The sequence below is a fragment of the Pseudomonas quebecensis genome, from assembly GCF_026410085.1.
Taxonomy (GTDB): domain Bacteria; phylum Pseudomonadota; class Gammaproteobacteria; order Pseudomonadales; family Pseudomonadaceae; genus Aquipseudomonas; species Aquipseudomonas quebecensis.
On record NZ_CP112866.1, the window covers coordinates 41,675 to 62,741 of the forward strand.

The window sequence follows — 21,067 nt, forward strand, 5'->3', positions numbered from 1 at the left end:
AGCGTCACTGGATGCATTCCCACAGAGTGTGGGAACGAGAGGAACGCATGAGCAGTGATCTGTTAATTGTCGGCGCCGGCATCCTCGGCCTGTCCCACGCCTACGCCGCCGCCAAGCGTGGGCTCAAGGTCAAGGTGTTCGAACGCAGCGCCACGCCTCTGGGCGCCTCGGTACGTAACTTCGGCCAGGCCCTGGTTAGCGGCCAGCCGCCTGGGCCGATGCTCGACCTGGCGCGGCAAAGCCGTGACATCTGGGGGCATTGGGCCCAGGTGGCGGGCCTGCCGCTCAAGCGCAACGGCGCTTACCTGTTCGCCCGCACCGAAGCGGAAGAACACCTGCTGGAAGCGTTCTGCGCCGGGCGCGCGCAGGAACACGGGTACAACGTGGAGCTGCTGCAGGGCGCGGCAATGCGCGATCTGTACGGTGGCCAGTTCCGTCATCACCGGGCCGCGCTGCACGGTCGCGACGACCAGCAACTGTATTCGCGGGAAGCTCTCCCGGCGTTGATCGACTATCTTCGCCGCGAACTGAAGGTGGAATTTCACTTTTCTACGCTGGTGCGCGACGTTGAGCCGGGCCACGTGCACAGCACGGCGGGCAGCTTTCGCGGCGAACAGATCATCGTCTGTTCCGGCCATGACTACCAAACTCTGCTGGCCGAAGCGCTGGCCGAACTCAACCCGAGTATCTGCCGCCTGCAAATGCTACGGGCGCGACCAGCGCTGAATCTGAACCTGCAACATGCTTTGCTCACGGGCCTCAGTTGCGTGCATTACGGCGCGTTCGCCGATCTGCCGGAAGCGGCGGCGGTGCAGGCGCAGATCCTGCGCGATGCGCCGCACCTGCACGAGCATGGCATTCATCTGCTGATCAGCCCCACGCCTTATGGTGAGCTGATCATCGGCGATTCCCATGATTACGGCCGGGATGCGTCACCCTTCAACGGCGAACAGGTGGACAACTGGATGATTGAACTGGCCGAGCAGACCCTGCGTTGTGCAATTCAGGTAGTCGAGCGCTGGCAGGGGGTTTATGGCGCGCGCGGACCGGGGCCGTTTTCCTTCGTACGGGCAGCGCCAGGGGTCAGCGCGGCGTTGATGCACACCGGCGTGGGCATGAGCGTGGGGCCGGCGCTGGGCGAGCGCAACGTTGCGGCGCTGTGGGGTGAGGCGTGAGTAGCCCGGAGCAGACGATTGTCAATGTGTTCGGCCTGTACGAACAGCACGGCGCGGCGGACTACATCGGCGAACCGGTGTCGCAGCTCGAGCATATGTCCCAGGCCGCGCAGCAGGCCCTGGCCGAAGGCTTCGATGACGAAGTGGTATTAGCGGCGTTCTTTCATGATATCGGCCATCTTTGTGATCAACGTGCCGAGAACATGGGCGGTTACGGCGTGGTCAGCCATGAGCGGCTGGGGGCGGATTACCTGCGCCGAGCCGGCTTCAGCGAACGCCTGGCCAGGCTTGTGGAGTATCACGTCCAGGCCAAGCGTTACCTGACCTTCAGCCAGCCGGATTATTACGCACGCCTGAGCGAGGCCAGCCGCCGCACCCTGGCTTACCAGGGCGGCATGATGAGCGCGGTCGAGGCCCGGGCCTTCGAACAGGACCCGCTCTGCGCGGTGAGTGTGCGTCTGCGGCATTGGGATGAGATGGCCAAGCAGCCCAATGTGCCGCCGCTCGACCTTGAATGGCTCAAGGCCAAGGCACGGCGGTTGCTGACGGCTCAGTCCTGATCGAGGCGCTCGGCGAGGGCGTCGATCTGTTCCTGGCGCTCGGCCTGGCTCAGTCTTGCATGGGGGTTGAGGGACGACCATTGCGGGTGGGCGCGGGCCTTATGCAGGGCGTCGGGCAGTTTGCCCTCGCGCCAGGTTTTGTCCTGGGGTGTGTCCACTTTGATGCTGTGCATCGCCGCATGGCCGCGCAGGTTGAGGGCCTTGAGCAACTGGCGTTGGCGCAGGGCGAGCAGGCGCAGCACGCTGTCGTCCACGGTCAGCTCGCGGTGACCCTTGAGCTTGCCCATCAAGCGGTTGCCATAGCTGCGTGCGGTTTGCAGCGCGCCTCCGGCAATCGCACCGGCCAGGGCGGCGGCGCCGAGGGTCAGGCCGCCGACCAGCAGATCCACACCCGCACCGGCCGCCGCACCGGCAGCGATCCCGCCGCCGACGCGCACGCCGAGTTGCTTGAGGGTTTCGGGGTTGAACAGGTCGTCGCCCCAGCGCCCGTCCAGCAACGGCAAATCACTGGCGGCGGCATCCTGCGGGCGGAACCCGAAGAGTTTGAGCAAGGCGTCCACACACTTTTGTTCGCGTTGACGCACAGCCTTGCGCAGTTCGCCGATTGCGTTGTGCTCGTCCTCGGTGACCACGCTGCGTCGGCACGCGGCGCAGTCGATCAGCAGCTCGGCGATCAACCGCGCGGCGCTTTGCTGGCGGGCCTGGCGTTGAGCCTCCTGGTCAAGAACCAGCCTTTCTAACTGCGGCCGGGCGTTTTCCAGCAGCAGGGCGAGGCTTTCATACAAGCGCCGTTCGCCGTCTTCGGGCGGCGCGACGCTGTCAAAACGCACCAGCGCATGCAGGCCGAGGCGTGCCAGGGCTTCACGCCAGTCCGGCTCGCGGTGGTCGCTGCTGCTGACGAAGTTGAGTATCGGCAACAACGGCTTGCCGCAACTGGCCAGCACCTGCAGTTCGTCGCGGTATTTGGCGAGCACCGGTTCGCGGGCATCGATCACGTACAAGCCGGCGTCCGAGGCCTGCAGTTGGCGCAGCACCTTGGCCTCCTGTTCGAACCGCTGGCGCGCTTCACTGCCCTCCAGGAAGCGCGCCAGGCGCGCCGGGCCGTCAAGCCGTTCGCCAGGGCGGTCCAGGCGCTCCAGGTAATCGAGCAGGGCGATGGCGTCTTCCAGACCGGGCGTGTCGTACAACTCCAGCAAGGCTTCACCGTCCACCGACAGGCGCGCGCCTTCGACATGCCGCGTGGTGCTGGGGCGATGGGAGACTTCGCCGAAGCTCACATCGCGGGTCAGGGTACGCAACAGCGAGGTCTTGCCGACGTTGGTGTGGCCGACCACGGCGAGTTTCAACGGCTTAGTCATGACCGGTCTCCAGCCAGTTCAACGGTGCGCAGTCGGCGAAGGGAAGCTCGAGCTGTTGCAGCGCGTTGTGCCAATCGCCCAGGCGTTCGGCGTCCAGCGCCTGGCCGGGTGGCGCCTGCAACAGCCAGACGCGGGCGGCGCTGGCGCTGCGAGCCAGTTCGGCGATCAGCGCCAGGCTGCCGCGATCCGGCGAGCGCCGTGGGTCGCAGGCAATGGCCAGGCGCGCAGGTGGGAAGCGCGTGAGTTGTTCCAGCAGTTTGTGGCGCGATTCGCGGCTGTCGAGAATACCGGCGTTACTCACGTTGGCCGGTAGTTTGGGCGGCCAGGGGTGCTGACCGTCCAGTTCGATGGCCACCAGCAGGGCGCCATTGCTGTCCTGTTCACTGACGCCGCCGATGACGGCGTGCAAGTGATCGGGCGCGGCGTCATTAACCCCAAGACGCTCGCTGCTTGGCATCAGGCGCTCGCGCAGTTGGCTGTAGCCGGGCAGGTTGAGGTCTAGGCGCAGGGCGGCGCGTCCGCGTTTCCAGCGCCACAGGCAGAGCAGGGCGAGGATCAGGCGAGGCAGCAGGCCGTAAACCAGCAACACGCCGACCAGCCACGCTGCCCAGGCCTGACGCGCACGCTCGATATTCACGGCTGCATCCCCGCTGGCGCGGATCATCTCGGCGCTTGGCACGTTGAAGCCGAGCAGGGCAGGCAAGGCCCCCAGCGCTTGTGTCACAGCGACGAAGGTATCGGCGCCGAGGATAGTGGTTTCCCACACAAAGCCGTAGCGGCGTGTGGCAAGCAATGTCAGAAGAATCACCAGCGCACTGAGCAATGCCAGCAGCCAGAGGCTGTTGACCAGGACGCCTACGGCCCAGCGATTGAGCTTCTGCCGTTGCAACAGCAGTAACAGGGCCGGGGCCAATTGCGCGGCCTTGGCATCGCGTGCGAATTTTTCGCTGAGCCACAGCCACAGGCGCCCGAGGCTGGCGCTATGTTCGCCGGCCAATAGCAGGCCCAATGCCCAGCTGATCAGCAGAATCAGGTTCAAGCCGAGCAGGCTGCCCAGCGCCCAGAACACGTTCACTGGCGCCAATCCGTTACCCAGCGCGGCAAACGCCAGGGCGGCACCGCTGACCACCGCGAGTATCGCCAGCAGCACCAGCGCCAGGCGCGCGCCTTGCAACCAGCGGGTCAGGGCCGCCACCAAGCCATCGCGCTCGGCCAGGTGCAAGGCGCGTCGTTGAATGCGCGTCGGCAGGTCGCCTCCGGCCGTGCGGGCCAGGCGGTTGGCTTCCTGGTCTTCGAGGTTGCCGGCGTGTTCTTCACGCAGCCGCACGGTTTCCGTCAGCCAGAGTGTGTGTAGCGAGTTCAGTGCAGTCACGCGCTGTCCTGTTGAGCAAGTGAGTCTGGAGCATAACCGCTGACTCGCGGCTCTGGTATTCTCGTCGCCATGAAAAAAACTCTCCCTCTAAGCCTGATCGCAGCCCTCGGTGAAAACCGCGTGATCGGCGTCGACAACCGCATGCCCTGGCATTTGCCCGGGGATTTCAAATATTTCAAGGCCACCACCCTCGGCAAGCCGATCATTATGGGGCGCAAGACCTGGGACTCCCTGGGCCGACCGCTGCCGGGGCGCTTGAACATTGTGGTCAGCCGTCAGACCGACCTGGCGCTGGAAGGTGCGGAAGTTTTTCCGTCACTGGAGGCCGCCGTCAAGCGCGCCGAGGCATGGGCATTGGAGCAGGGCGTGGACGAGCTGATGCTGATCGGCGGCGCGCAGTTGTATGCGCAGGGCCTGGAGCTGGCGGATCGGTTGTATTTGACGCGGGTGGCGTTGAGTCCGGAGGGGGATGCGTGGTTTCCGGAGTTTGATGCGAGCCAGTGGAAGTTGGTGTCGAATGCTGAGAATGCGGCTGAGGGCGACAAGCCAGCCTACAACTTTGAAGTTTGGGAAAAAGCCTAAAAGCATAGGGGGCAAGCCCCCTCCCACATTGATATGCACGCCAAATGTGGGAGGGGGCTTGCCCCCGATGGAGGTCTATCAGGCCTGCGCTAACTCCCCATGCTCATCCGCCTCCAGCAGCGCCTTGTCCGTCTGCCCCATGATCTGGCTGGTAATCGCGCCGGCCGTCATCGAACCATTCACGTTCAACGCTGTACGGCCCATGTCGATCAGCGGCTCCACGGAAATCAGCAGCGCCACCAGTGACACCGGCAAGCCCATGGCCGGCAGCACGATCAACGCGGCAAAGGTCGCGCCGCCGCCCACGCCCGCCACACCGGCCGAACTCAGGGTCACGATCGCTACCAGGGTCGCGATCCACAGTGGGTCCAGCGGGTTGATGCCCACGGTCGGCGCCACCATCACCGCCAACATGGCAGGGTAGAGACCGGCGCAACCGTTCTGGCCGATGGTCGCGCCGAACGAAGCGGCGAAGCCGGCGATGGATTGCGGGATACCCAGGCGACGGGTCTGCGCTTCGATGCTCAGGGGAATCGCGGCCGCGCTGGAGCGACTGGTAAAGGCGAAGGTCAACACCGGCCACACCTTGCGGAAAAACCGCAGTGGGTTGACCCCGGCCAACGACAGCAGCAGGCCGTGCACCACGAACATCAGGCCCAAAGCCAGGTACGACACCAGCACAAAGCTGCCGAGCTTGATGATGTCCTGCAGGTTGGAACTGGCCACCACTTTGGTCATCAGCGCCAGTACGCCGTACGGGGTCAGCTTCATCACCAGGCGCACCAGGCGCATCACCCAGGCTTGCAGGGTGTCGATGGCGTTGAGGACCTTCTGGCCTTTTTCCACGTCATCCTTGAGCAGCTGCAGCGCGGCAACCCCCAGGAATGCGGCGAAAATCACCACGCTGATGATCGACGTCGGCTTGGCCCGGGCCAGGTCGGCAAACGGGTTGGCCGGCACGAACGAGAGCAGCAGTTGCGGGATATTCAGGTCGGCGACTTTGCCCGCGTAATCGCTCTGGATCACTTGCAGGCGCGCCATTTCCTGGGTGCCGGCCACCAGGCCTTCGGCGGTAAGGCCGAACAGGTTGGTGAGGGCGATACCGATCAACGCCGCAATCGCGGTGGTGAACAGCAGCGTGCCGATGGTCAGGAAGCTGATCTTGCCCAGGGACGCCGCGTTATGCAGGCGCGCCACGGCACTGAGGATCGAGGCGAATACCAGCGGGATCACGATCATTTGCAACAACTGCACATAGCCGTTGCCGACCAGGTCGAACCAGCCGATGGAAGCCTTGAGCACCGGGTTGCCGGCGCCGTAGATGGCATGCAATACCACACCAAACACCACGCCCAGCACCAGCGCGAACAGAACCTTTTTGGCCAGGCTCCATTGGGTACGACGGGTTTGTGCCAGGCCCAGCAGCAGGGCCACGAACACTAGTAAGTTGAGAATCAGCGGCAGATTCATTTGAGCTCCATTGAGAAGGCGCCAATCGCGTGAGCCTGCGATTGCGAACCGGGGAGCCTAACAGCTTGAAATATAATGATTTAATACCAATATGGAATGGTAACTGTCGTTTTTGGAATAAGCGTTTGACGCAAAGGCGTATGGCGTTGGCGGTAACGGGACGCGCACGGTCGCGGGTGAAGTGGGAACTGTCATAGGGATTTGTTAGCGTCGATGTCTTTCACTCAGGGAGACAACGCCTATGAAGCTCGCGCCGACACTACTGGTATCCGCCGTACTTTGCCTGGGGCTCGCCGGCCAGGCGTTCGCCGACACCGAGTTGAAACACTGGCCGGCACCCGCCGCCAAGCAGTTGAACGAGATGATCGCCGCCAACGCCAACAAGGGCAACTTCGCGGTGTTCGACATGGACAACACCAGCTACCGCTACGACCTCGAAGAGTCGCTGTTGCCCTACATGGAAAACAAGGGGCTCATCACCCGCGAAAGCCTTGATCCATCGCTCAAGCTAATGCCGTTCAAGGACACTGCCGACCACAAGGAAAGTCTGTTCAGTTACTACTATCGCCTGTGCGAAGTAGACGACATGGTCTGTTACCCGTGGGTCGCCCAAGTGTTTTCCGGCTTCACCCTCAAGGAACTCAAAGTCCAGGTCGACGAGCTGATGGCCTCCGGCAAGCCCGTGCCGGTCAGTTATTACGAAGGCGATGTGGTGAAGACGTCCGAGGTGCAGCCGCCGAAAGTCTTCACCGGCCAGGCCGAGCTGTACAACAAGCTGATGGAAAACGGCATCGAGGTGTATGTGATGACCGCCGCCTCGGAAGAACTGGTGCGCATGGTCGCCGCCGACCCGAAGTACGGCTACAACATCAAACCCGAGAACGTGATCGGCGTGACCACCCTGCTCAAGGACCGCAAGACCGGCGAACTGACCACCGCACGTAAACAGATCGCCGCCGGCAAATACGACGAGAAGGCCAACCTCGGCCTGGAACTCACCCCGTACCTGTGGACCCCGGCGACCTGGATGGCCGGCAAGCACGCAGCGATCCTCACCTACATCGACGAATGGAAAAAACCGCTGATCGTCGGCGGCGACACGCCGACAAGCGATGGCTACATGCTGTTCCACGATGTGGACGTGGCCAAGGGCGGCATTCACTTGTGGGTCAACCGCAAAGACAAGTACATGGCCCAACTCAACGGCATGATGGCCAAGCATGCGGCGGCGCAGGCCAAGGAAGGGCTGCCGGTGACGGCGGACAAGAACTGGGTGATCGTCAAGCCGGATGAAATCCAGTAACTGATCAAAAATGGGGGAGGGGGCTTGCCCCCCGATTGCAATAGTTCAGTTGCAAATGTGCTAACTGGCACGCTGGCTTTGAGATTTGACCCGGCAAAAAAATGCCCCGCACTTGGCGGGGCATTTTTATGGGGGCGAGTCTTACAGGCCGTCGAGCATCGCCTTGTTACGCACAGCGCCTTTGTCGGCACTGGTAGCGAGCAGGGCGTAAGCCTTCAGCGCGGTAGTGACCTTGCGCGGACGCTTCTCCACCGGCTTCCAGCCTTTTTTATCCTGCTCGACCCGGCGTGCCGCCAGTTCTTCGTCGCTGATCAACAGGTTGATCGAGCGGTTCGGAATGTCGATCAGCACTTTGTCGCCATCCTGCACCAGGCCAATCGCACCGCCCGCTGCGGCTTCCGGCGAAGCGTGGCCGATGGACAGGCCCGAGGTGCCGCCGGAGAAACGTCCATCGGTCAGCAGGGCGCAGGCTTTGCCCAGGCCTTTGGATTTCAGGTACGACGTAGGGTAGAGCATTTCCTGCATGCCCGGGCCGCCTTTGGGGCCTTCGTAGCGGATGATCACGATGTCGCCGGCCTTCACTTCGTCGGCGAGGATGCCGCGTACGGCGCTGTCCTGGCTTTCGAAGATTTTCGCGTTGCCTTCGAACACATGGATGGACTCATCCACGCCGGCGGTTTTGACCACGCAGCCGTCGAGGGCGATGTTGCCGTACAGCACGGCCAGGCCGCCTTCTTTGGAGTAGGCGTGCTCGACACTGCGGATACAGCCGTTTTCACGGTCGTCGTCGAGGGTGTCCCAACGGGTCGACTGGCTGAAAGCGGTCTGGGTCGGGATGCCCGCCGGGCCGGCCTTGAAGAAGGTGTGCACGGCTTCGTCGTCGGTCTGGGTGATGTCCCATTTGGCGATGCCGTCGGCCATGGTCTTGCTGTGCACGGTCGGCAGGTCGGTGTGCAGCAGGCCGCCACGGGCCAGGGAGCCGAGGATGGAGAAGATCCCGCCGGCGCGGTGCACGTCTTCCATGTGGTACTTCTGGATGTTCGGCGCGACCTTGCACAGTTGCGGCACATGGCGGGACAGCCGGTCGATGTCGCGCAGGTCGAAGTCGATCTCGGCTTCCTGGGCCGCGGCCAGCAAGTGCAGGATGGTATTGGTGGAACCGCCCATGGCGATGTCCAGGGTCATGGCGTTTTCGAACGCCTTGAAGTTGGCGATGTTGCGCGGCAACACCGACTCATCGTTGTCGCCGTAGTAGCGCTTGCACAGCTCGACGATGGTGCGGCCGGCCTGCAGGAACAGCTGCTCGCGGTCGCTGTGAGTGGCCAGGGTGGAACCGTTGCCCGGCAGTGCCAGGCCGAGGGCCTCGGTGAGGCAGTTCATCGAGTTGGCGGTGAACATGCCGGAGCACGAACCGCAGGTCGGGCAGGCGCTGCGCTCGTATTCCGCCACCTTCTCGTCAGAAGCGCTGGAATCGGCGGCGATGACCATGGCGTCGACCAGGTCCAGGCCATGGGAGGCGAGTTTGGTCTTGCCGGCTTCCATCGGACCGCCGGAGACGAAGATCACCGGGATGTTCAGGCGCAGCGCGGCCATCAACATGCCGGGGGTGATCTTGTCGCAGTTGGAGATGCACACGATGGCGTCGGCGCAGTGGGCGTTGACCATGTACTCCACGGAGTCGGCGATGATCTCGCGGCTCGGCAGCGAGTACAGCATGCCGTCATGGCCCATGGCTATGCCGTCGTCCACGGCAATGGTGTTGAATTCTTTTGCCACGCCGCCGGCGCGTTCGATTTCGCGGGCGACCAGCTGGCCCAGGTCCTTGAGGTGGACGTGGCCGGGTACGAACTGAGTAAAGGAGTTGGCAATCGCGATGATCGGCTTCTTGAAGTCGTCATCTTTCATCCCCGTGGCGCGCCACAGTGCGCGGGCGCCGGCCATGTTGCGGCCGTGGGTGGATGTTTTCGAGCGGTAATCTGGCATGGAGCACTCCGGGCGGCTAATCAGGTACTAAAGGGGAGTGAGCTTCTATGGACGTCTGGAACACTCAGAAATAGCCGTGTGTCCGGAGGTTGCCTCAAACGCTGCGGGATCGCCGCGCGCCGTGGCCTTGAGCTCATAAACCCGCCGGGGGATGACTGGCGATGAATAGGGCCGATTCTACACCGCTGGCGGCTGGAGGGAATGGGGCAATACTCAGCGCCACCGGCTTTGTTTAGACTGGCGGCCCTTTGCTCTTACCTCGCTCCAAAGGAATTGGAATGCCCGTTATTCATCGTCTTCTAGGCTTCTACCTGCTGATCGGCCTGATCCAGGGCATCGTCTGCTATTACGCCGGCCAGTTGCATCGCTTGAGCGAGACGCTGTTCTTCGTCACCGGCACCGTGGTGTTGGTCGGCGGCACTACGTTGCAGCTGCTGGGCGAAAAAGCCCGACATTGGCGCTCATTGCTGCCTACCCTGGCGTTCACCCTGCTGATGGGCGGCATGACATTTTGGGTCTGCCAGGGCCTTGACCCGGATGACAATCACCGCTGGGCGATCAATACCTGGATCATCAGCTTGCTGGTGCTGTGTTATGTCTGTGCCACCTTCCTGTTCGCCTGGCCCGTCACCAAAGGGCAGCGCTGGCGCTATGAGGACCTGTTCCTGCAAGCCTGGAGCAGCGTGTTTATCGTGCTGTACGCGTTGATCCTGGTGGCGGTGATCATGCTGTTGCTCAAACTCTGGGGCCAACTGTTCCTGATGCTGGGCATCGAGTTTTTTGAGCGTCACTTCTGGAGCAAGCTGTTCCTGTGCTTCAGCCTGCCGCTGGTGTTTGCGCTGGGGATGTATCTGGCGGCGCGTAGCGAGAAGGTCATCGGCCAGATGCGCAGCATGCTGTTGAGCGCCTGCGGTCTGTTGCTGCCATTGATTGCGCTGATCAGCGTGTTGTTTACCCTGACCTTGCCGTTCACCGGGCTGGCGCGGATTTGGGCCACGGGTTATTCCACCCCGATTCTGCTGGTGTTGGCCGGGGCGCAGTTGTTCCTGCTCAACGGCGTGTTCCAGGATGGCGTCCAGCCTCGACCGTATCCCAAATGGTTGACGCATTTTATCGAGTTGAGCCTGCTGTGCCTGCCGATTCTTGCCGCGCTGGCGTTTTATTCAAGCTGGCTGCGGGTCGAGCAATATGCCTTGTCGCCCCTGCGTTTCATCGCACTGGCACTGGCCGTATTGTGCAGCCTGTACGGCCTGGCGGCGGTGTGGGCGGTGGCCTTGCGCTCGCCGGTCTGGCTGGGCAACTTGCGGGTGACCAACCCGGCCCTGGCGTTGCTGTTTTGTGGGCTGGTGGTGTTGATCAATACGCCGCTCCTGGACCCGGTGCGCTTGAGCGTCGACGATCAGGTCCGGCGTCTGCTCGACGGGCGTATCAAGGCAGAAGCGTTCGATGCGAACAACCTGCGCTTCGGCCTGGAAAAGTCCGGCCAGGAGGCGTATGCGAAATTGCAGGCCGACCTGGATCAGGAGCGCATTCTTGACCCGCAAGCACGCCGCGCCCTGCGCGAGCGCATGGAGGACACGTCGCTGAGTTTCAGCGAACAGTACGAAAAGGAACGCGCCCAGCGGCCCAAGCCCGAGTTGGAATGGATCGGCCCGCAGCCCAAAGGCAGCGAACAGTTCGCGGACCTCAGCCTGGATGCGGACTCGCCTTGCGAACCCGGCTGCGTGCTGTGGGCGGTCGACCTTGACGAGGATGGCCGGCCCGAAGTGCTGGCCATCCCACACACCGGCTACAGCCACGACTTCATGCTCCCGCGCATTTTTGTACAGGACCGGAAGGGCCAATGGGGAGATCGCGGCCCGCTGCTGTGGACGCAACTGCCGGACGGAGCCGTCGACACTGAAGCGCTGATCCGTGACATCCGCGCAGGCAAGGTATCGTTGGCCAAGCCGCGTTACCTGCAATTGGAGTCCAGTGACATGTTGCTCACCCCGGTGATTCGGGAGCGTTAGTCGCGGCCTGTTCGGTGATTGGTCACCAGTCCCCACAGGCTCAAGCCGATAAAACTGAGGGCGATGGTCAGCAGCAGATGACCGCCCGCCTGGGCCAGTGCCGCGCTGCTGACGGCGGCGGTGAGGAACATGATGCTGTTTCCTGCCGAGGCCGCCGTGCCCGCGCGGCTGGAAAATAACAGCATCGCTGCAGAAATGGCGGCGGGTCGAACCAGGGTGACGGCGAGGGCGCTGATCAGCATTGGAATCAGCAAGGTCACGGTGGTGATGGCTTTCAGGCTGATGATCGCCGTTAACAGCGCGCCAGCAACAAGCAGTAGCCCTAGGCCGATGTTGATTTGTCGCGACAGCGAAATGCGCTTTTGCAGGTACGAAGCCGCCACGCCGCCGAGCAGATAGGCCAAGCCGTACACCATCAGCACCAGCGCATATTGGTATTCGGACAACTTCAGCGCATCCATGAAAATCATCGGCGTCACGCTGATCAAGGCGAAATAACAGGCAAACACCAGGGCGGCGATCCACCAGTAGCGCAGGAAGTCACGATTGCGCGCAACAGCTTTGAGTGTGCCGAGGATGGGCACCGGCGCGCGATGCGGGCCGGTGGACTTGGAGGGCAGGATGCAGAACGCATGGATCAACATGCCCAATGCCATCAGTGCAAAGCCGTAGAAACTGCCTTGCCAGTCGAAGGTGGTTTGCAGCCAGGAGCCGATCAGCGGCGACAGTGCGACAAACGAGCCGCTCAGGGTCATGTAATAGAGGCGCACTCTGGCACGGTGCTGTTCTTCGAACAGGTCCTCCACCAGCGCGTGGCCCAGTACGAAGAAACCGCAGCCCACAGCCTGTACGCTTCGAAACAGCAGGAAGGTCGGATAGTCGTTCGCCAGTGCGCAGCCCATCGCTCCCAGGATCGACAGCACGATACAGCCGAGCAGGACTTCCTTGCGTCCCCATTTATCCGAGAGCGGCCCGGCGACCATCTGCGAGATCGAAAACACCAGCGTAAACAGACTGATCGACAGCGCGATGTCTGCACTGGGGGTGTCGAACCGGGTTGCCAGCGCCGGGAAGGAGGGCAGCAGGATATTGATCGGGAAGAAGCTGATCAGGGAAATGCTGGTGATGAGGATGAAGCGGGAGAGGATGGGCCCAGACATTGTTATTGTTTTCCGGCGTAAAACCAGAAACCGATACTAGTCTGCGAAAAATGCAATGCAATCCAAAGTGTTGGAAGAAATTTCCTGAATTAACGTAGCTTGCTGCGGTAGGAAAAATCTTCATTGCACCGCCCAAAGGTGGGAGGGGGCTGGCCCCTCCCACCGTTTCAGCTATTGGGCAACAACCGGCACGTAATGCTCTTGATATACCGCGTCTCCACGATCGCCGGATGCACCGGATGATCCGGACCCTGGCCGCCGCGTTCCAGCATCTGGATATTGCGGTCCAGATGGCGCGCGCTGGTCAGCAGGATGTTTTGCAGGTCGTCCTCCGGCAAGTGCATGGAGCACGACGCACTGACCAGGATGCCGTCCTTGCTGAGCAAACGCATGGCTTGCTCGTTCAGGCGGCGGTAGGCGCCTTCGCCGTTCTTCATGTCTTTCTTGCGTTTGATGAAGGCCGGTGGGTCGGCGACGATCACGTCGAAGCGCTCTTCGCTGGCTTTCAGCTCCTTGAGCGCTTCAAAGACGTCGCCTTCGATGCAGGTCATTTTCTCGGCGACGCCGTTGAGCGCCGCGTTGCGCTCCACACCGTCGAGGGCGAAGGCGGAGGCGTCGACGCAGAACACTTCATTGGCGCCGAACGCCGCGGCTTGCACGCCCCAGCCGCCGATGTAGCTGTACAGGTCAAGTACGCGTTTGCCTTTGGCATACGGGGCCAGGCGGGCGCGGTTCATGCGGTGGTCGTAGAACCAGCCGGTTTTCTGGCCCTGGATCACCGGGGCTTCGAATTTCACCCCGTTTTCTTCCAGCGCCACCCACTCCGGCACCAGGCCGAACACGGTTTCGACATAGCGGTTGAGGCCTTCGGCGTCGCGTGCGGCGGAATCGTTCTTGAACAGGATGCCGCTGGGCTTGAGCACTTGAGTCAGCGCTGCGATCACGTCGTCCTTATGGGCTTCCATGGTCGCCGAGGCGATCTGTACCACCAGGATGTCGCCGAAACGGTCGACCACCAGGCCCGGCAGCAGGTCGGAATCGCCGTAGACCAGGCGGTAGAACGGTTTGTCGAACAGGCGATCACGCAGGGACAGGGCGACGTTCAGGCGATGCACCAGCAGCGACTTGTCCAGCGGCAACTTGATGTCGCGCGACAGCAGACGGGCGCAGATCAGGTTGTTCGGGCTCATGGCCACAATGCCGAGGGTCTTGCCGCCGGCCGCTTCCAGGATGGCCTGGTCGCCTGCCTGGAACCCGTGGAGTGGGGTGGCGGCCACATCGATTTCGTTGCTGTAGACCCACAGGTGGCCGTTGCGCAAACGACGATCGGCGTTGGCTTTGAGACGCAGGCTTGGCAGGGACATGACGTCGCTCCGGAAAAAAGAGCGGGAGTATACCCTTTGCGCACCGGTTTATGTGGGCGCTGGCTTGCCTGCGATGCGGACGGCGCGCTGTATCTGACGTACGGCGGCGATGCTGTCGCAGGCAAGTCAGCTCCCACATTTGATCGGGTTTCAATTCAGGTTTTTTGAGGTGTCAGTCAGCTTTGCTTCAAGGTTAGAATCCCCACCTAGCCCGGAGTGTGTACTTATGTCCCAAGAGCTTACCGCCGAACAGATTCAACAGGCCCTGCAAGGCATCAGCGTACCGCCGCAACCGCAGATCATGGTGGATCTGCAGATGGAGCAGTACATGCCCGACCCGGACCTGGAGGTGATCGCGCGGTTGATCTCCCAGGACCCGGGCCTGTCCGGCGCGCTGCTTAAAATCGTCAACTCGGCGCATTACGGCCTGAGTAACAAGATCGCGTCGATCCAGCGCGCGGTGAACCTGCTGGGCAGCCGTTCGGTGATCAACCTGATCAATGCCTTGTCGATCCGGGGTGAAATGAGCGATGAAACCATCGTCACCCTCAACCGCTTTTGGGACACCGCTCAGGACGTGGCCATGACCAGCCTGACCGTAGCCAAGCGCACCGGCTCCCAGGCCGTGGACGAGGCCTATGCCCTTGGGTTGTTCCACGATTGTGGCGTACCGCTGATGCTCAAGCGCTTTTCCAACTACATGAGCGTGCTCGAAGAGGCCTACGCCAATGCCGGGCCGGACTGCCGCGTGGTCGATACCGAGAACAACGCGTTCAATACCAACCACGCGGTGGTGGGCTACTACACCGCCAAGTCCTGGCGCTTGCCGGAACATGTGACCGACGCGATCGCCAACCACCACAACGCCCTGGCGATTTTCAGCGACGAATCGTCACGCAATGCACCGCTGAAGAACCTGCTGGCGATCCTGAAGATGGCCGAGCACATCTGCGAGTCTTACCGGGTGCTGGGGAACCAGTCGGTGGACCATGAGTGGAATGCCGTTGGCCCTCTGGTGCTCGATTATGTGGGGCTGTCGGACTACGACTTCGAGAGCATGAAGTTGTCGATCCGCGAATTGGGCGCGAACTGATTTTTTACCCAAGAGGCGTACATGCCCGAGTTACCTGAAGTCGAAACCACCCGTCGCGGGATTGCCCCGCACCTGGAAGGCCAGCGCGTCAGCCGTGTGGTGGTGCGCGAACGGCGCCTGCGCTGGCCGATCCCGGAAGACCTGGATGTGCGTCTCTCCGGGCAGCGCATCGTGCTGGTGGAACGGCGCGCCAAGTACCTGTTGATCAATGCCGAAGTGGGCACTCTGATCAGCCACCTGGGCATGTCCGGTAACCTGCGCCTGGTGGAAACCGGCATGCCGGCGGCCAAGCATGAGCATGTGGATATCGAACTCGAATCCGGCCTGGCCCTGCGCTACACCGACCCCCGGCGTTTCGGCGCGATGCTCTGGAGCCAGGACCCGCACAACCACGAACTGCTGCTGCGCCTGGGGCCGGAACCGTTGACCGACCTGTTCGACGGCGAGCGCCTGTTTCAACAGTCCCGCGGCAAGTCCATGGCGGTCAAACCGTTCATCATGGACAACGCGGTGGTGGTCGGTGTGGGCAATATCTATGCGACGGAAGCGTTATTTGCGGCGGGGATCGATCCGCGTCGAGCGGCCGGCGGCATTTCACGCGGGCGTTATTTGAAGCTAGCGATCGAGATCAAGCGGGTGCTGGCAGCGGCCATCGAGCGCGGCGGCACTACATTGCGGGACTTTATCGGCGGCGATGGGCAGCCGGGTTATTTTCAGCAGGAACTGTTCGTCTACGGCCGGGGCGGCGAGGCGTGCAAGGTGTGCGGGACTGAGCTGCGCAATGTGGTGCTGGGGCAGCGGGCGAGTGTGTTTTGCCCAAGGTGCCAGAGCTGATTGCGGGTGATGGCTGATATCGCTATCGGGGGCAAGCCCTCTCCCACAGTTTGGGCATACATTCCAAGTGTGGAAGAGGGCTTACCCCCGATAAGGCCCTGACAGGCGCTGAATAAGCTCAATGCTTACCGGTAATCTGCCGGTACTTCTCCATCAACTGCTCTTGCGTCTCCGGATGGGCTTCATCCAGCGGAATGCAATCCACCGGGCACACCTGCTGGCACTGAGGTTCGTCATAGTGGCCGACGCACTGGGTGCACAGGTTGGGGTCGATCACATAGATCTCCTCACCTTGGGAAATCGCCGCGTTCGGGCACTCGGGTTCGCAGACGTCGCAATTGATGCAATCGTCGGTGATGATCAGGGACATGGAAACTCCTGCCAGGGCCGTCAGCCAAGGCATCTGAAAACTAATGCGCGCAATTGTGCCGCATTGGCGCCCGCAGTGCGAGCAGGCGCCGATTGAGCGGTCTTACTTCTTGAAGCGCAGCGTCAGTGCATCGGCCACGGCCGGATGCACAAACTTGGTGATATCTCCGCCCAACGCCGCGATTTCCCGGACCAACGTCGAGGAAATGAACGAGTAACGCTCCGACGGCGTCAGGAACAGGCTCTCAACGTCCGGCGCCAGTTGGCGGTTCATGTTGGCCAGTTGGAACTCGTATTCGAAGTCCGACACCGCGCGCAGGCCGCGCAGGAATACATTGGCGTTCTGCTCCTTGGCGAAATGCGCGAGCAACGTGGAAAAGCCCACCACTTCCACGTTGGGCAGGTGCTTGGTGACCTCTCGCGCCAGCTCCACGCGCTGTTCCAGGGGAAACAGCGGGTTTTTCTTGGGGCTGGCAGCGACCGCGATGATCACATGGTCAAACAGGCGAGAGGCGCGTTCGACCAGATCTCCGTGGCCTTTGGTAATCGGGTCGAAGGTACCTGGGTACAACACTCGGTTCATCGCGTCGTCCTGGCGGAGTCCGTTGGGGAACCGGATGGTATCGCAGCCATCTCGGTCGGCCAAGTCGACTTATGTAGATAGATGCCGTGAATCCCACGTTTATTCACGCTGTTTTCAGACGTTCGGCCAATGCCGTTGCCAATTGCGCGGTCAGTCCATACACCGACAATTGCGGGTTGGCGCCAATGCTGGTGGGGAACAACGAACCGTCGTGGATCGACAGATTGCGCAATTGGTGGTGCCGGCCAAGGCTGTCGGCCACGGCCATTTTCGGGTCTTCGCCCATGGCGCAACCGCCCATCACGTGGGCGCTGCCCAGGCAGGTGCGGTGCAGTTCCAGGTTGAGGCCCTCGATCAGCGTGCGGGCCTCGGCCAGGGTCTTTACATAGCGCGCATCATGGTGCAGCGGTTTGACCGACGTGGCGCCCGCCGCAAACTGAATCTCGGCCATGCTATGAAAGGCGCGCCGCAGGCCGTCCCAGGCATAGTCCGACACTTGGTAGTCGAGCACCGGCGTGCCGTCGCCGCGCAGCTCCACATTGCCGCCCGGGCTGTCGGGATGAAAGCCGTCGCGCAGCAACGCCAGCATGGCGTGGGTATTGGGTAGCTGGCTCATGTCCAGTGCATTCTGGGCGCCGTAGCCGCCCAGCAGCGTACTGGCCAGCGCCGGGTGCAACGGTGGCGCTTCGAGCTTGTAGGACATTTTGCCGGTGGTGCCGTCCTGCCATTGGAAATGGTCGGAATAGATCGACTGCGGCGCGCCGTAAAACGGGTTGATCACCTCGTCGAACAGTGCCGCAGAGAAATTCACCAGGTGCAGGAAGGTACGCTTGCCCAGTCGCGAATGCGGGTCGGGCGCGTCCGACCGCATCAGCAGCGCCGGGCTGTTGATGCCGCCACCGGCCAATACATAATGCTTGGCCTTGACCGTGATCTTGCGCCCGGTGGGCGCTACACAGCGGGCGTCCATCGCCACGCACTCCAGGCTGCTGACGGTGTCGCCGTTATATTTGAAACGCTCGGCGCGCGCCAGATAGAGCAGCTCGCCGCCTTGTTCCAGGGTCGACGGGATGGTGGTCACCAGCATCGATTGCTTGGCGTTGACCGGGCAGCCCATGCCGCAATACCCCAGGTTGAAACAGCCGCGCACGTTGCGTGGGATCACGTGCCAGCTGTAGCCAAGTTTTTCGCAGCCCTTGCGAATGACATCGTTGTTGGCGTTAGGCGGGATGGCCCAGGGGGCGATGCCCAGGCGTTGCTCCATTTTTTCGAACCACGGCGCCATCTCGGCGCTGCTGTGGCCCTTCACCGCATATTCGCTGGCCCAGTGAGAAAGGGTTGCGTCCGGTGTGCGAAAACTCGATGTCCAGTTGATCAGCGTGGTACCGCCCACCGCGCGGCCCTGCAGGATGGTGATTGCGCCGTCCTTGCTCATGCGGCCGATGCCTTCCTGGTACAGGCTGGTGTAGGCCTCGTCCTCAAGTAACGTGAAATCGCTGCTGGTCTTGAGCGGGCCTTCCTCGATCAGCAGCACCTTGTAACCGGCCGCGCTGAGGATTTCCGCGGTGGTGCCACCGCCGGCGCCGCTGCCGATGATCGCGACATCGGTTTCCAGGGTCAGGTCTTGATCGAGGGCGGCGCCATTATGGGTTTTCCAGCCACGGGCCAGGCCTTCGCGGAACAGATCGGGTACAGGCATCAGGGTCGTCTCTTGTTTTTATTGTGGGGGATGCGGTTCAGATCTTCGGCGGCCCGGGGTAGCCGCAATGGGCCCAGGACGCCGGCTGGAAGTACCAGGCCATGATCACCAGCTTGAGCAGCGAGCCCTGGCCCATGCGCAGCAGGTTCAGGTAACTGTTTTCCCAGCGATGCAGGAAATTGCGGATCTGCTCGGCACTGGCGTTCTCCCAACTGCCCCAGACACCGGTGAGCGGTCCACGGGTGAGGCCCATGCCGAGTACGTCGAACAATTGCTGGGTGAGCTTGAACATCTCCGGGGACAGGTGCTGCAGGCTGAAATCGAGTTTTTTCAGGGTGCCGTCGATGCCGCTGGCCACCTCCTGGGCGCTGGCCACGCCTTCCAGCACCACAGGGATTACCGCGCGCAAAAACGGCAAATCGCTGCTGCGCAGCAGGGCAAAGCCGCTGGCCGGGGTGCTGCTGGAGCAGCCGCTGAGGCTGGCGCCCAGCCCTGCGGTAGCCAGGAACGCGCTGGCACACAGGCCGATCTTCAAGACGCCGCGTCGTGACAGCGCGGGTGAATCCGTGAGGCTGGGGTTCATTGTTATTGTTATCCCGTAGGTGGCGGAATCAGCGGACGAACAGTTTCTGGATCAACTTCTGAATGGCTTTGCCGTAGGGCGGGTAGATCAGCTTCGTGGCGTTCAGGCGCTGTTTGACCAGCACCCCCTTGGCCTTGCTGAACGTCAGGAAACCCTCATGAGCGTGGTAATGGCCCATGCCCGAGGGGCCGATGCCGCCGAAGGGCATATCGTCCTGGGCCACGTGCAGCAGGGTGTCGTTCAGGCATACGCCACCGGAATGGGTTTCGTGCAGCACGCGCTGCTGGTCGCCTTTGTTGTAGCCGAAGTAGTACAGCGCCAGGGGGCGAGGGCGCTGGTTGATGTAGGCAAAGGCCTGTTCGAGGCCGCGATACGGGACGATCGGCAGCACCGGGCCGAAGATTTCGTCCTGCATCACAGTCATGTCGTCGCTGACGTTGAGCAGCAGACTGTGAGGCATGCGCCGCGCCTGGCCCTGGTCGTACAGCGGAATCAGGGTGGCGCCCTTGTCGATGGCGTCTTTGACGTAGGCGTTGAGCCTGGCCAACTGTCGCTCATTAATGATGGCTGTGTAGTCCGGGTTGTCGGTCAGCGTGGGATAAAACCCGCGAATGGCGTTGCTGTAAGCCTCGACAAACCCCTCGATGCGGTCTTCTGGTACCAGCACGTAGTCCGGCGCGACGCAGGTCTGCCCGGCGTTCAAGGCTTTGCCGAAGGCGATGCGCTCGGCGGCGTCCTTGAGCGGTACATCTGCGGAAACGATAGCCGGCGACTTGCCGCCCAGTTCCAGGGTTACCGGGGTGAGGTGTTCCGCCGCCGCGCGCATCACATGCTTGCCGATACTGGTGGCGCCGGTGAACAGCAAGTGATCGAAGCGCAGCCGGGAGAACGCGATGCCCATATCGGCCTCGCCGAGCACCACGCACACCAGGTCTTCAGGGAAGATTTTCGCCAGCAGCGTCTTGAGCAATTGCCCGGTAGCGGGAGTGGACTCACTGAGTTTGAGCATCACCCGGTTACCCGCCGCCAACGCTCCGACCAGCGGGCCGATGGCCAGGTACAGCGGGTAGTTCCACGGCACGATCACACCGACGACCCCCAGTGGCTGGTAAATAACGCTGGCTGAGGCCGGTTGGAAGGCAATGCCTACGGTGCGTCGGGATGGTTTCATCCAACGCTTGAGGTGTCTGCTGGCGTAGTGAATGCCATGCAGGCTGGGCATCAATTCAGCGAAGAGGGTTTCGTCGGCGCTGCGGTGGCTGAAGTCCTGGCTGATGGCGTCGATCAGGGCCTGGCGTTCGTTGCTGAGCACATTCCGCAGGGCCTTGAGCCATTGCTGGCGTTGCGCGGCCGGCGGCATCGGGTTTGCGGCGTAGGCATGCCGTTGGGCGTCAAACAGCGCCTGGAGTTGATCCAGCGCCTGGGTATCCTGCAGGTAAGCAACGTTGGCGGACATGGCGCAGTACCGATTGTTATTGGTCTGCGTGGATTTTTAGAGTCATTACTCTAAATTGTCAAATAACATTGCAGCAACATGATGGATTTATCCAGGCCGAGATAGCCCGTA

General features: G+C 62.1%; 18 protein-coding genes. 7 read left to right on the forward strand and 11 right to left on the reverse strand.

Annotation, left to right across the window (positions count from 1 at the left end; genetic code table 11):
• Positions 1-47 precede the first annotated feature (47 nt).
• Together OSC50_RS00195 and OSC50_RS00200 are read left to right on the forward strand one after the other, a co-directional pair.
• On the forward strand, positions 48-1,175 hold the full coding sequence (locus tag OSC50_RS00195) for a TIGR03364 family FAD-dependent oxidoreductase (protein WP_266247307.1): 1,128 nt from the start codon (positions 48-50) through the stop codon (positions 1,173-1,175).
• Positions 1,172-1,735, forward strand: a complete 564-nt coding sequence (locus OSC50_RS00200) for a phosphonate degradation HD-domain oxygenase (RefSeq protein ID WP_266247305.1) — start codon at positions 1,172-1,174, stop codon at positions 1,733-1,735. Before OSC50_RS00195 ends, OSC50_RS00200 begins: the two co-directional genes overlap by 4 nt.
• Here the strand turns inward: OSC50_RS00200 and OSC50_RS00205 are convergent.
• On the reverse strand, positions 1,726-3,093 hold the full coding sequence (locus OSC50_RS00205; RefSeq protein WP_266247303.1) for a DUF3482 domain-containing protein: 1,368 nt from the start codon (positions 3,091-3,093) through the stop codon (positions 1,726-1,728). The genes OSC50_RS00200 and OSC50_RS00205 overlap by 10 nt on opposite strands.
• Entirely contained in the window at positions 3,086-4,465 is a 1,380-nt protein-coding gene (locus OSC50_RS00210) for a DUF2868 domain-containing protein (RefSeq protein WP_266247301.1), read from the reverse strand. The genes OSC50_RS00205 and OSC50_RS00210 overlap by 8 nt, the downstream gene beginning before the upstream one ends.
• A 69-nt stretch (positions 4,466-4,534) precedes the next feature.
• Here OSC50_RS00210 and OSC50_RS00215 point away from each other — a divergent pair, with 69 nt between their 5' ends.
• Positions 4,535-5,047: a dihydrofolate reductase gene (locus tag OSC50_RS00215; protein ID WP_253509718.1), complete on the forward strand. Its 513-nt coding sequence runs from the start codon at positions 4,535-4,537 to the stop codon at positions 5,045-5,047.
• A 78-nt stretch (positions 5,048-5,125) separates the two neighbouring features.
• Here the strand turns inward: OSC50_RS00215 and OSC50_RS00220 are convergent, their stop codons facing one another.
• Positions 5,126-6,517 carry an L-cystine transporter gene (locus tag OSC50_RS00220; RefSeq protein ID WP_253509717.1) on the reverse strand — a complete coding sequence of 464 codons (1,392 nt, stop codon included), beginning with the start codon at positions 6,515-6,517 and terminating at the stop codon, positions 5,126-5,128.
• Between the two features lie 241 nt (positions 6,518-6,758).
• Between OSC50_RS00220 and OSC50_RS00225 the strand changes: the two genes are divergently transcribed.
• On the forward strand, positions 6,759-7,820 hold the full coding sequence (locus OSC50_RS00225; protein ID WP_266247298.1) for a haloacid dehalogenase-like hydrolase: 1,062 nt from the start codon (positions 6,759-6,761) through the stop codon (positions 7,818-7,820).
• Positions 7,821-7,961: 141 nt separating this feature from the next.
• On the opposite strand, the gene ilvD is transcribed toward OSC50_RS00225, so the two are convergent.
• The gene (ilvD, locus tag OSC50_RS00230; RefSeq protein WP_181076491.1) at positions 7,962-9,803 is read right to left on the reverse strand and encodes a dihydroxy-acid dehydratase; all 1,842 of its coding nucleotides are present in this window, start codon (positions 9,801-9,803) and stop codon (positions 7,962-7,964) included.
• Positions 9,804-10,081: 278 nt separating this feature from the next.
• On the opposite strand from ilvD, the gene OSC50_RS00235 reads away from it, so the two are divergent.
• Entirely contained in the window at positions 10,082-11,815 is a 1,734-nt protein-coding gene (locus OSC50_RS00235; protein WP_266247296.1) for a DUF4153 domain-containing protein, read from the forward strand.
• Here OSC50_RS00235 and OSC50_RS00240 read toward each other — a convergent pair.
• On the reverse strand, positions 11,812-12,975 hold the full coding sequence (locus tag OSC50_RS00240) for an MFS transporter (protein ID WP_266247294.1): 1,164 nt from the start codon (positions 12,973-12,975) through the stop codon (positions 11,812-11,814). The genes OSC50_RS00235 and OSC50_RS00240 overlap by 4 nt on opposite strands.
• 167 nt (positions 12,976-13,142) lie before the next feature.
• Positions 13,143-14,339, reverse strand: coding sequence for a class I SAM-dependent rRNA methyltransferase (locus tag OSC50_RS00245; RefSeq protein WP_181076495.1), 1,197 nt, complete (start codon positions 14,337-14,339; stop codon positions 13,143-13,145).
• Between the two features lie 226 nt (positions 14,340-14,565).
• On the opposite strand from OSC50_RS00245, the gene OSC50_RS00250 reads away from it, so the two are divergent.
• Positions 14,566-15,432 (forward strand): HDOD domain-containing protein, encoded by an 867-nt coding sequence (locus OSC50_RS00250; RefSeq protein ID WP_253509715.1) that lies wholly within the window; start codon positions 14,566-14,568, stop codon positions 15,430-15,432.
• A gap of 21 nt (positions 15,433-15,453) precedes the next feature.
• On the forward strand, positions 15,454-16,266 hold the full coding sequence (gene mutM / locus OSC50_RS00255; RefSeq protein WP_034101302.1) for a bifunctional DNA-formamidopyrimidine glycosylase/DNA-(apurinic or apyrimidinic site) lyase: 813 nt from the start codon (positions 15,454-15,456) through the stop codon (positions 16,264-16,266).
• Between the two features lie 118 nt (positions 16,267-16,384).
• Here mutM and OSC50_RS00260 read toward each other — a convergent pair whose 3' ends face one another.
• From OSC50_RS00260 to OSC50_RS00280, 5 genes are all read right to left on the reverse strand, one after another.
• Positions 16,385-16,636 (reverse strand): YfhL family 4Fe-4S dicluster ferredoxin, encoded by a 252-nt coding sequence (locus OSC50_RS00260; protein WP_181076498.1) that lies wholly within the window; start codon positions 16,634-16,636, stop codon positions 16,385-16,387.
• 102 nt (positions 16,637-16,738) lie between these two features.
• A complete protein-coding gene (gene coaD, locus OSC50_RS00265) occupies positions 16,739-17,218 on the reverse strand; it encodes a pantetheine-phosphate adenylyltransferase (RefSeq protein WP_003176711.1) in 480 nt (159 codons plus the stop codon).
• Positions 17,219-17,321: 103 nt separating this feature from the next.
• Positions 17,322-18,917 (reverse strand): GMC family oxidoreductase, encoded by a 1,596-nt coding sequence (locus OSC50_RS00270; RefSeq protein WP_266247277.1) that lies wholly within the window; start codon positions 18,915-18,917, stop codon positions 17,322-17,324.
• Positions 18,918-18,954: 37 nt separating this feature from the next.
• Positions 18,955-19,500, reverse strand: coding sequence for a twin-arginine translocation pathway signal protein (locus OSC50_RS00275; protein ID WP_253509713.1), 546 nt, complete (start codon positions 19,498-19,500; stop codon positions 18,955-18,957).
• A 28-nt stretch (positions 19,501-19,528) separates the two neighbouring features.
• Positions 19,529-20,956: a coniferyl aldehyde dehydrogenase gene (locus tag OSC50_RS00280; RefSeq protein ID WP_266247274.1), complete on the reverse strand. Its 1,428-nt coding sequence runs from the start codon at positions 20,954-20,956 to the stop codon at positions 19,529-19,531.
• Positions 20,957-21,067: the final 111 nt, after the last annotated feature.

Coding starts and splice junctions, on each gene's coding strand:
- OSC50_RS00280 (WP_266247274.1), bottom strand. CDS start 20,956: ATGTCCGCCAACGTTGCTTACCTGCAGGATACCCAGGCGCTGGATCAA.
- OSC50_RS00195 (WP_266247307.1), top strand. CDS start 48: ATGAGCAGTGATCTGTTAATTGTCGGCGCCGGCATCCTCGGCCTGTCC.
- mutM (WP_034101302.1), top strand. CDS start 15,454: ATGCCCGAGTTACCTGAAGTCGAAACCACCCGTCGCGGGATTGCCCCG.
- OSC50_RS00275 (WP_253509713.1), bottom strand. CDS start 19,500: ATGAACCCCAGCCTCACGGATTCACCCGCGCTGTCACGACGCGGCGTC.
- OSC50_RS00205 (WP_266247303.1), bottom strand. CDS start 3,093: ATGACTAAGCCGTTGAAACTCGCCGTGGTCGGCCACACCAACGTCGGC.
- OSC50_RS00215 (WP_253509718.1), top strand. CDS start 4,535: ATGAAAAAAACTCTCCCTCTAAGCCTGATCGCAGCCCTCGGTGAAAAC.
- ilvD (WP_181076491.1), bottom strand. CDS start 9,803: ATGCCAGATTACCGCTCGAAAACATCCACCCACGGCCGCAACATGGCC.
- OSC50_RS00260 (WP_181076498.1), bottom strand. CDS start 16,636: ATGTCCCTGATCATCACCGACGATTGCATCAATTGCGACGTCTGCGAA.
- OSC50_RS00245 (WP_181076495.1), bottom strand. CDS start 14,339: ATGTCCCTGCCAAGCCTGCGTCTCAAAGCCAACGCCGATCGTCGTTTG.
- coaD (WP_003176711.1), bottom strand. CDS start 17,218: ATGAACCGAGTGTTGTACCCAGGTACCTTCGACCCGATTACCAAAGGC.
- OSC50_RS00250 (WP_253509715.1), top strand. CDS start 14,566: ATGTCCCAAGAGCTTACCGCCGAACAGATTCAACAGGCCCTGCAAGGC.
- OSC50_RS00240 (WP_266247294.1), bottom strand. CDS start 12,975: ATGTCTGGGCCCATCCTCTCCCGCTTCATCCTCATCACCAGCATTTCC.
- OSC50_RS00235 (WP_266247296.1), top strand. CDS start 10,082: ATGCCCGTTATTCATCGTCTTCTAGGCTTCTACCTGCTGATCGGCCTG.
- OSC50_RS00225 (WP_266247298.1), top strand. CDS start 6,759: ATGAAGCTCGCGCCGACACTACTGGTATCCGCCGTACTTTGCCTGGGG.
- OSC50_RS00220 (WP_253509717.1), bottom strand. CDS start 6,517: ATGAATCTGCCGCTGATTCTCAACTTACTAGTGTTCGTGGCCCTGCTG.
- OSC50_RS00270 (WP_266247277.1), bottom strand. CDS start 18,917: ATGCCTGTACCCGATCTGTTCCGCGAAGGCCTGGCCCGTGGCTGGAAA.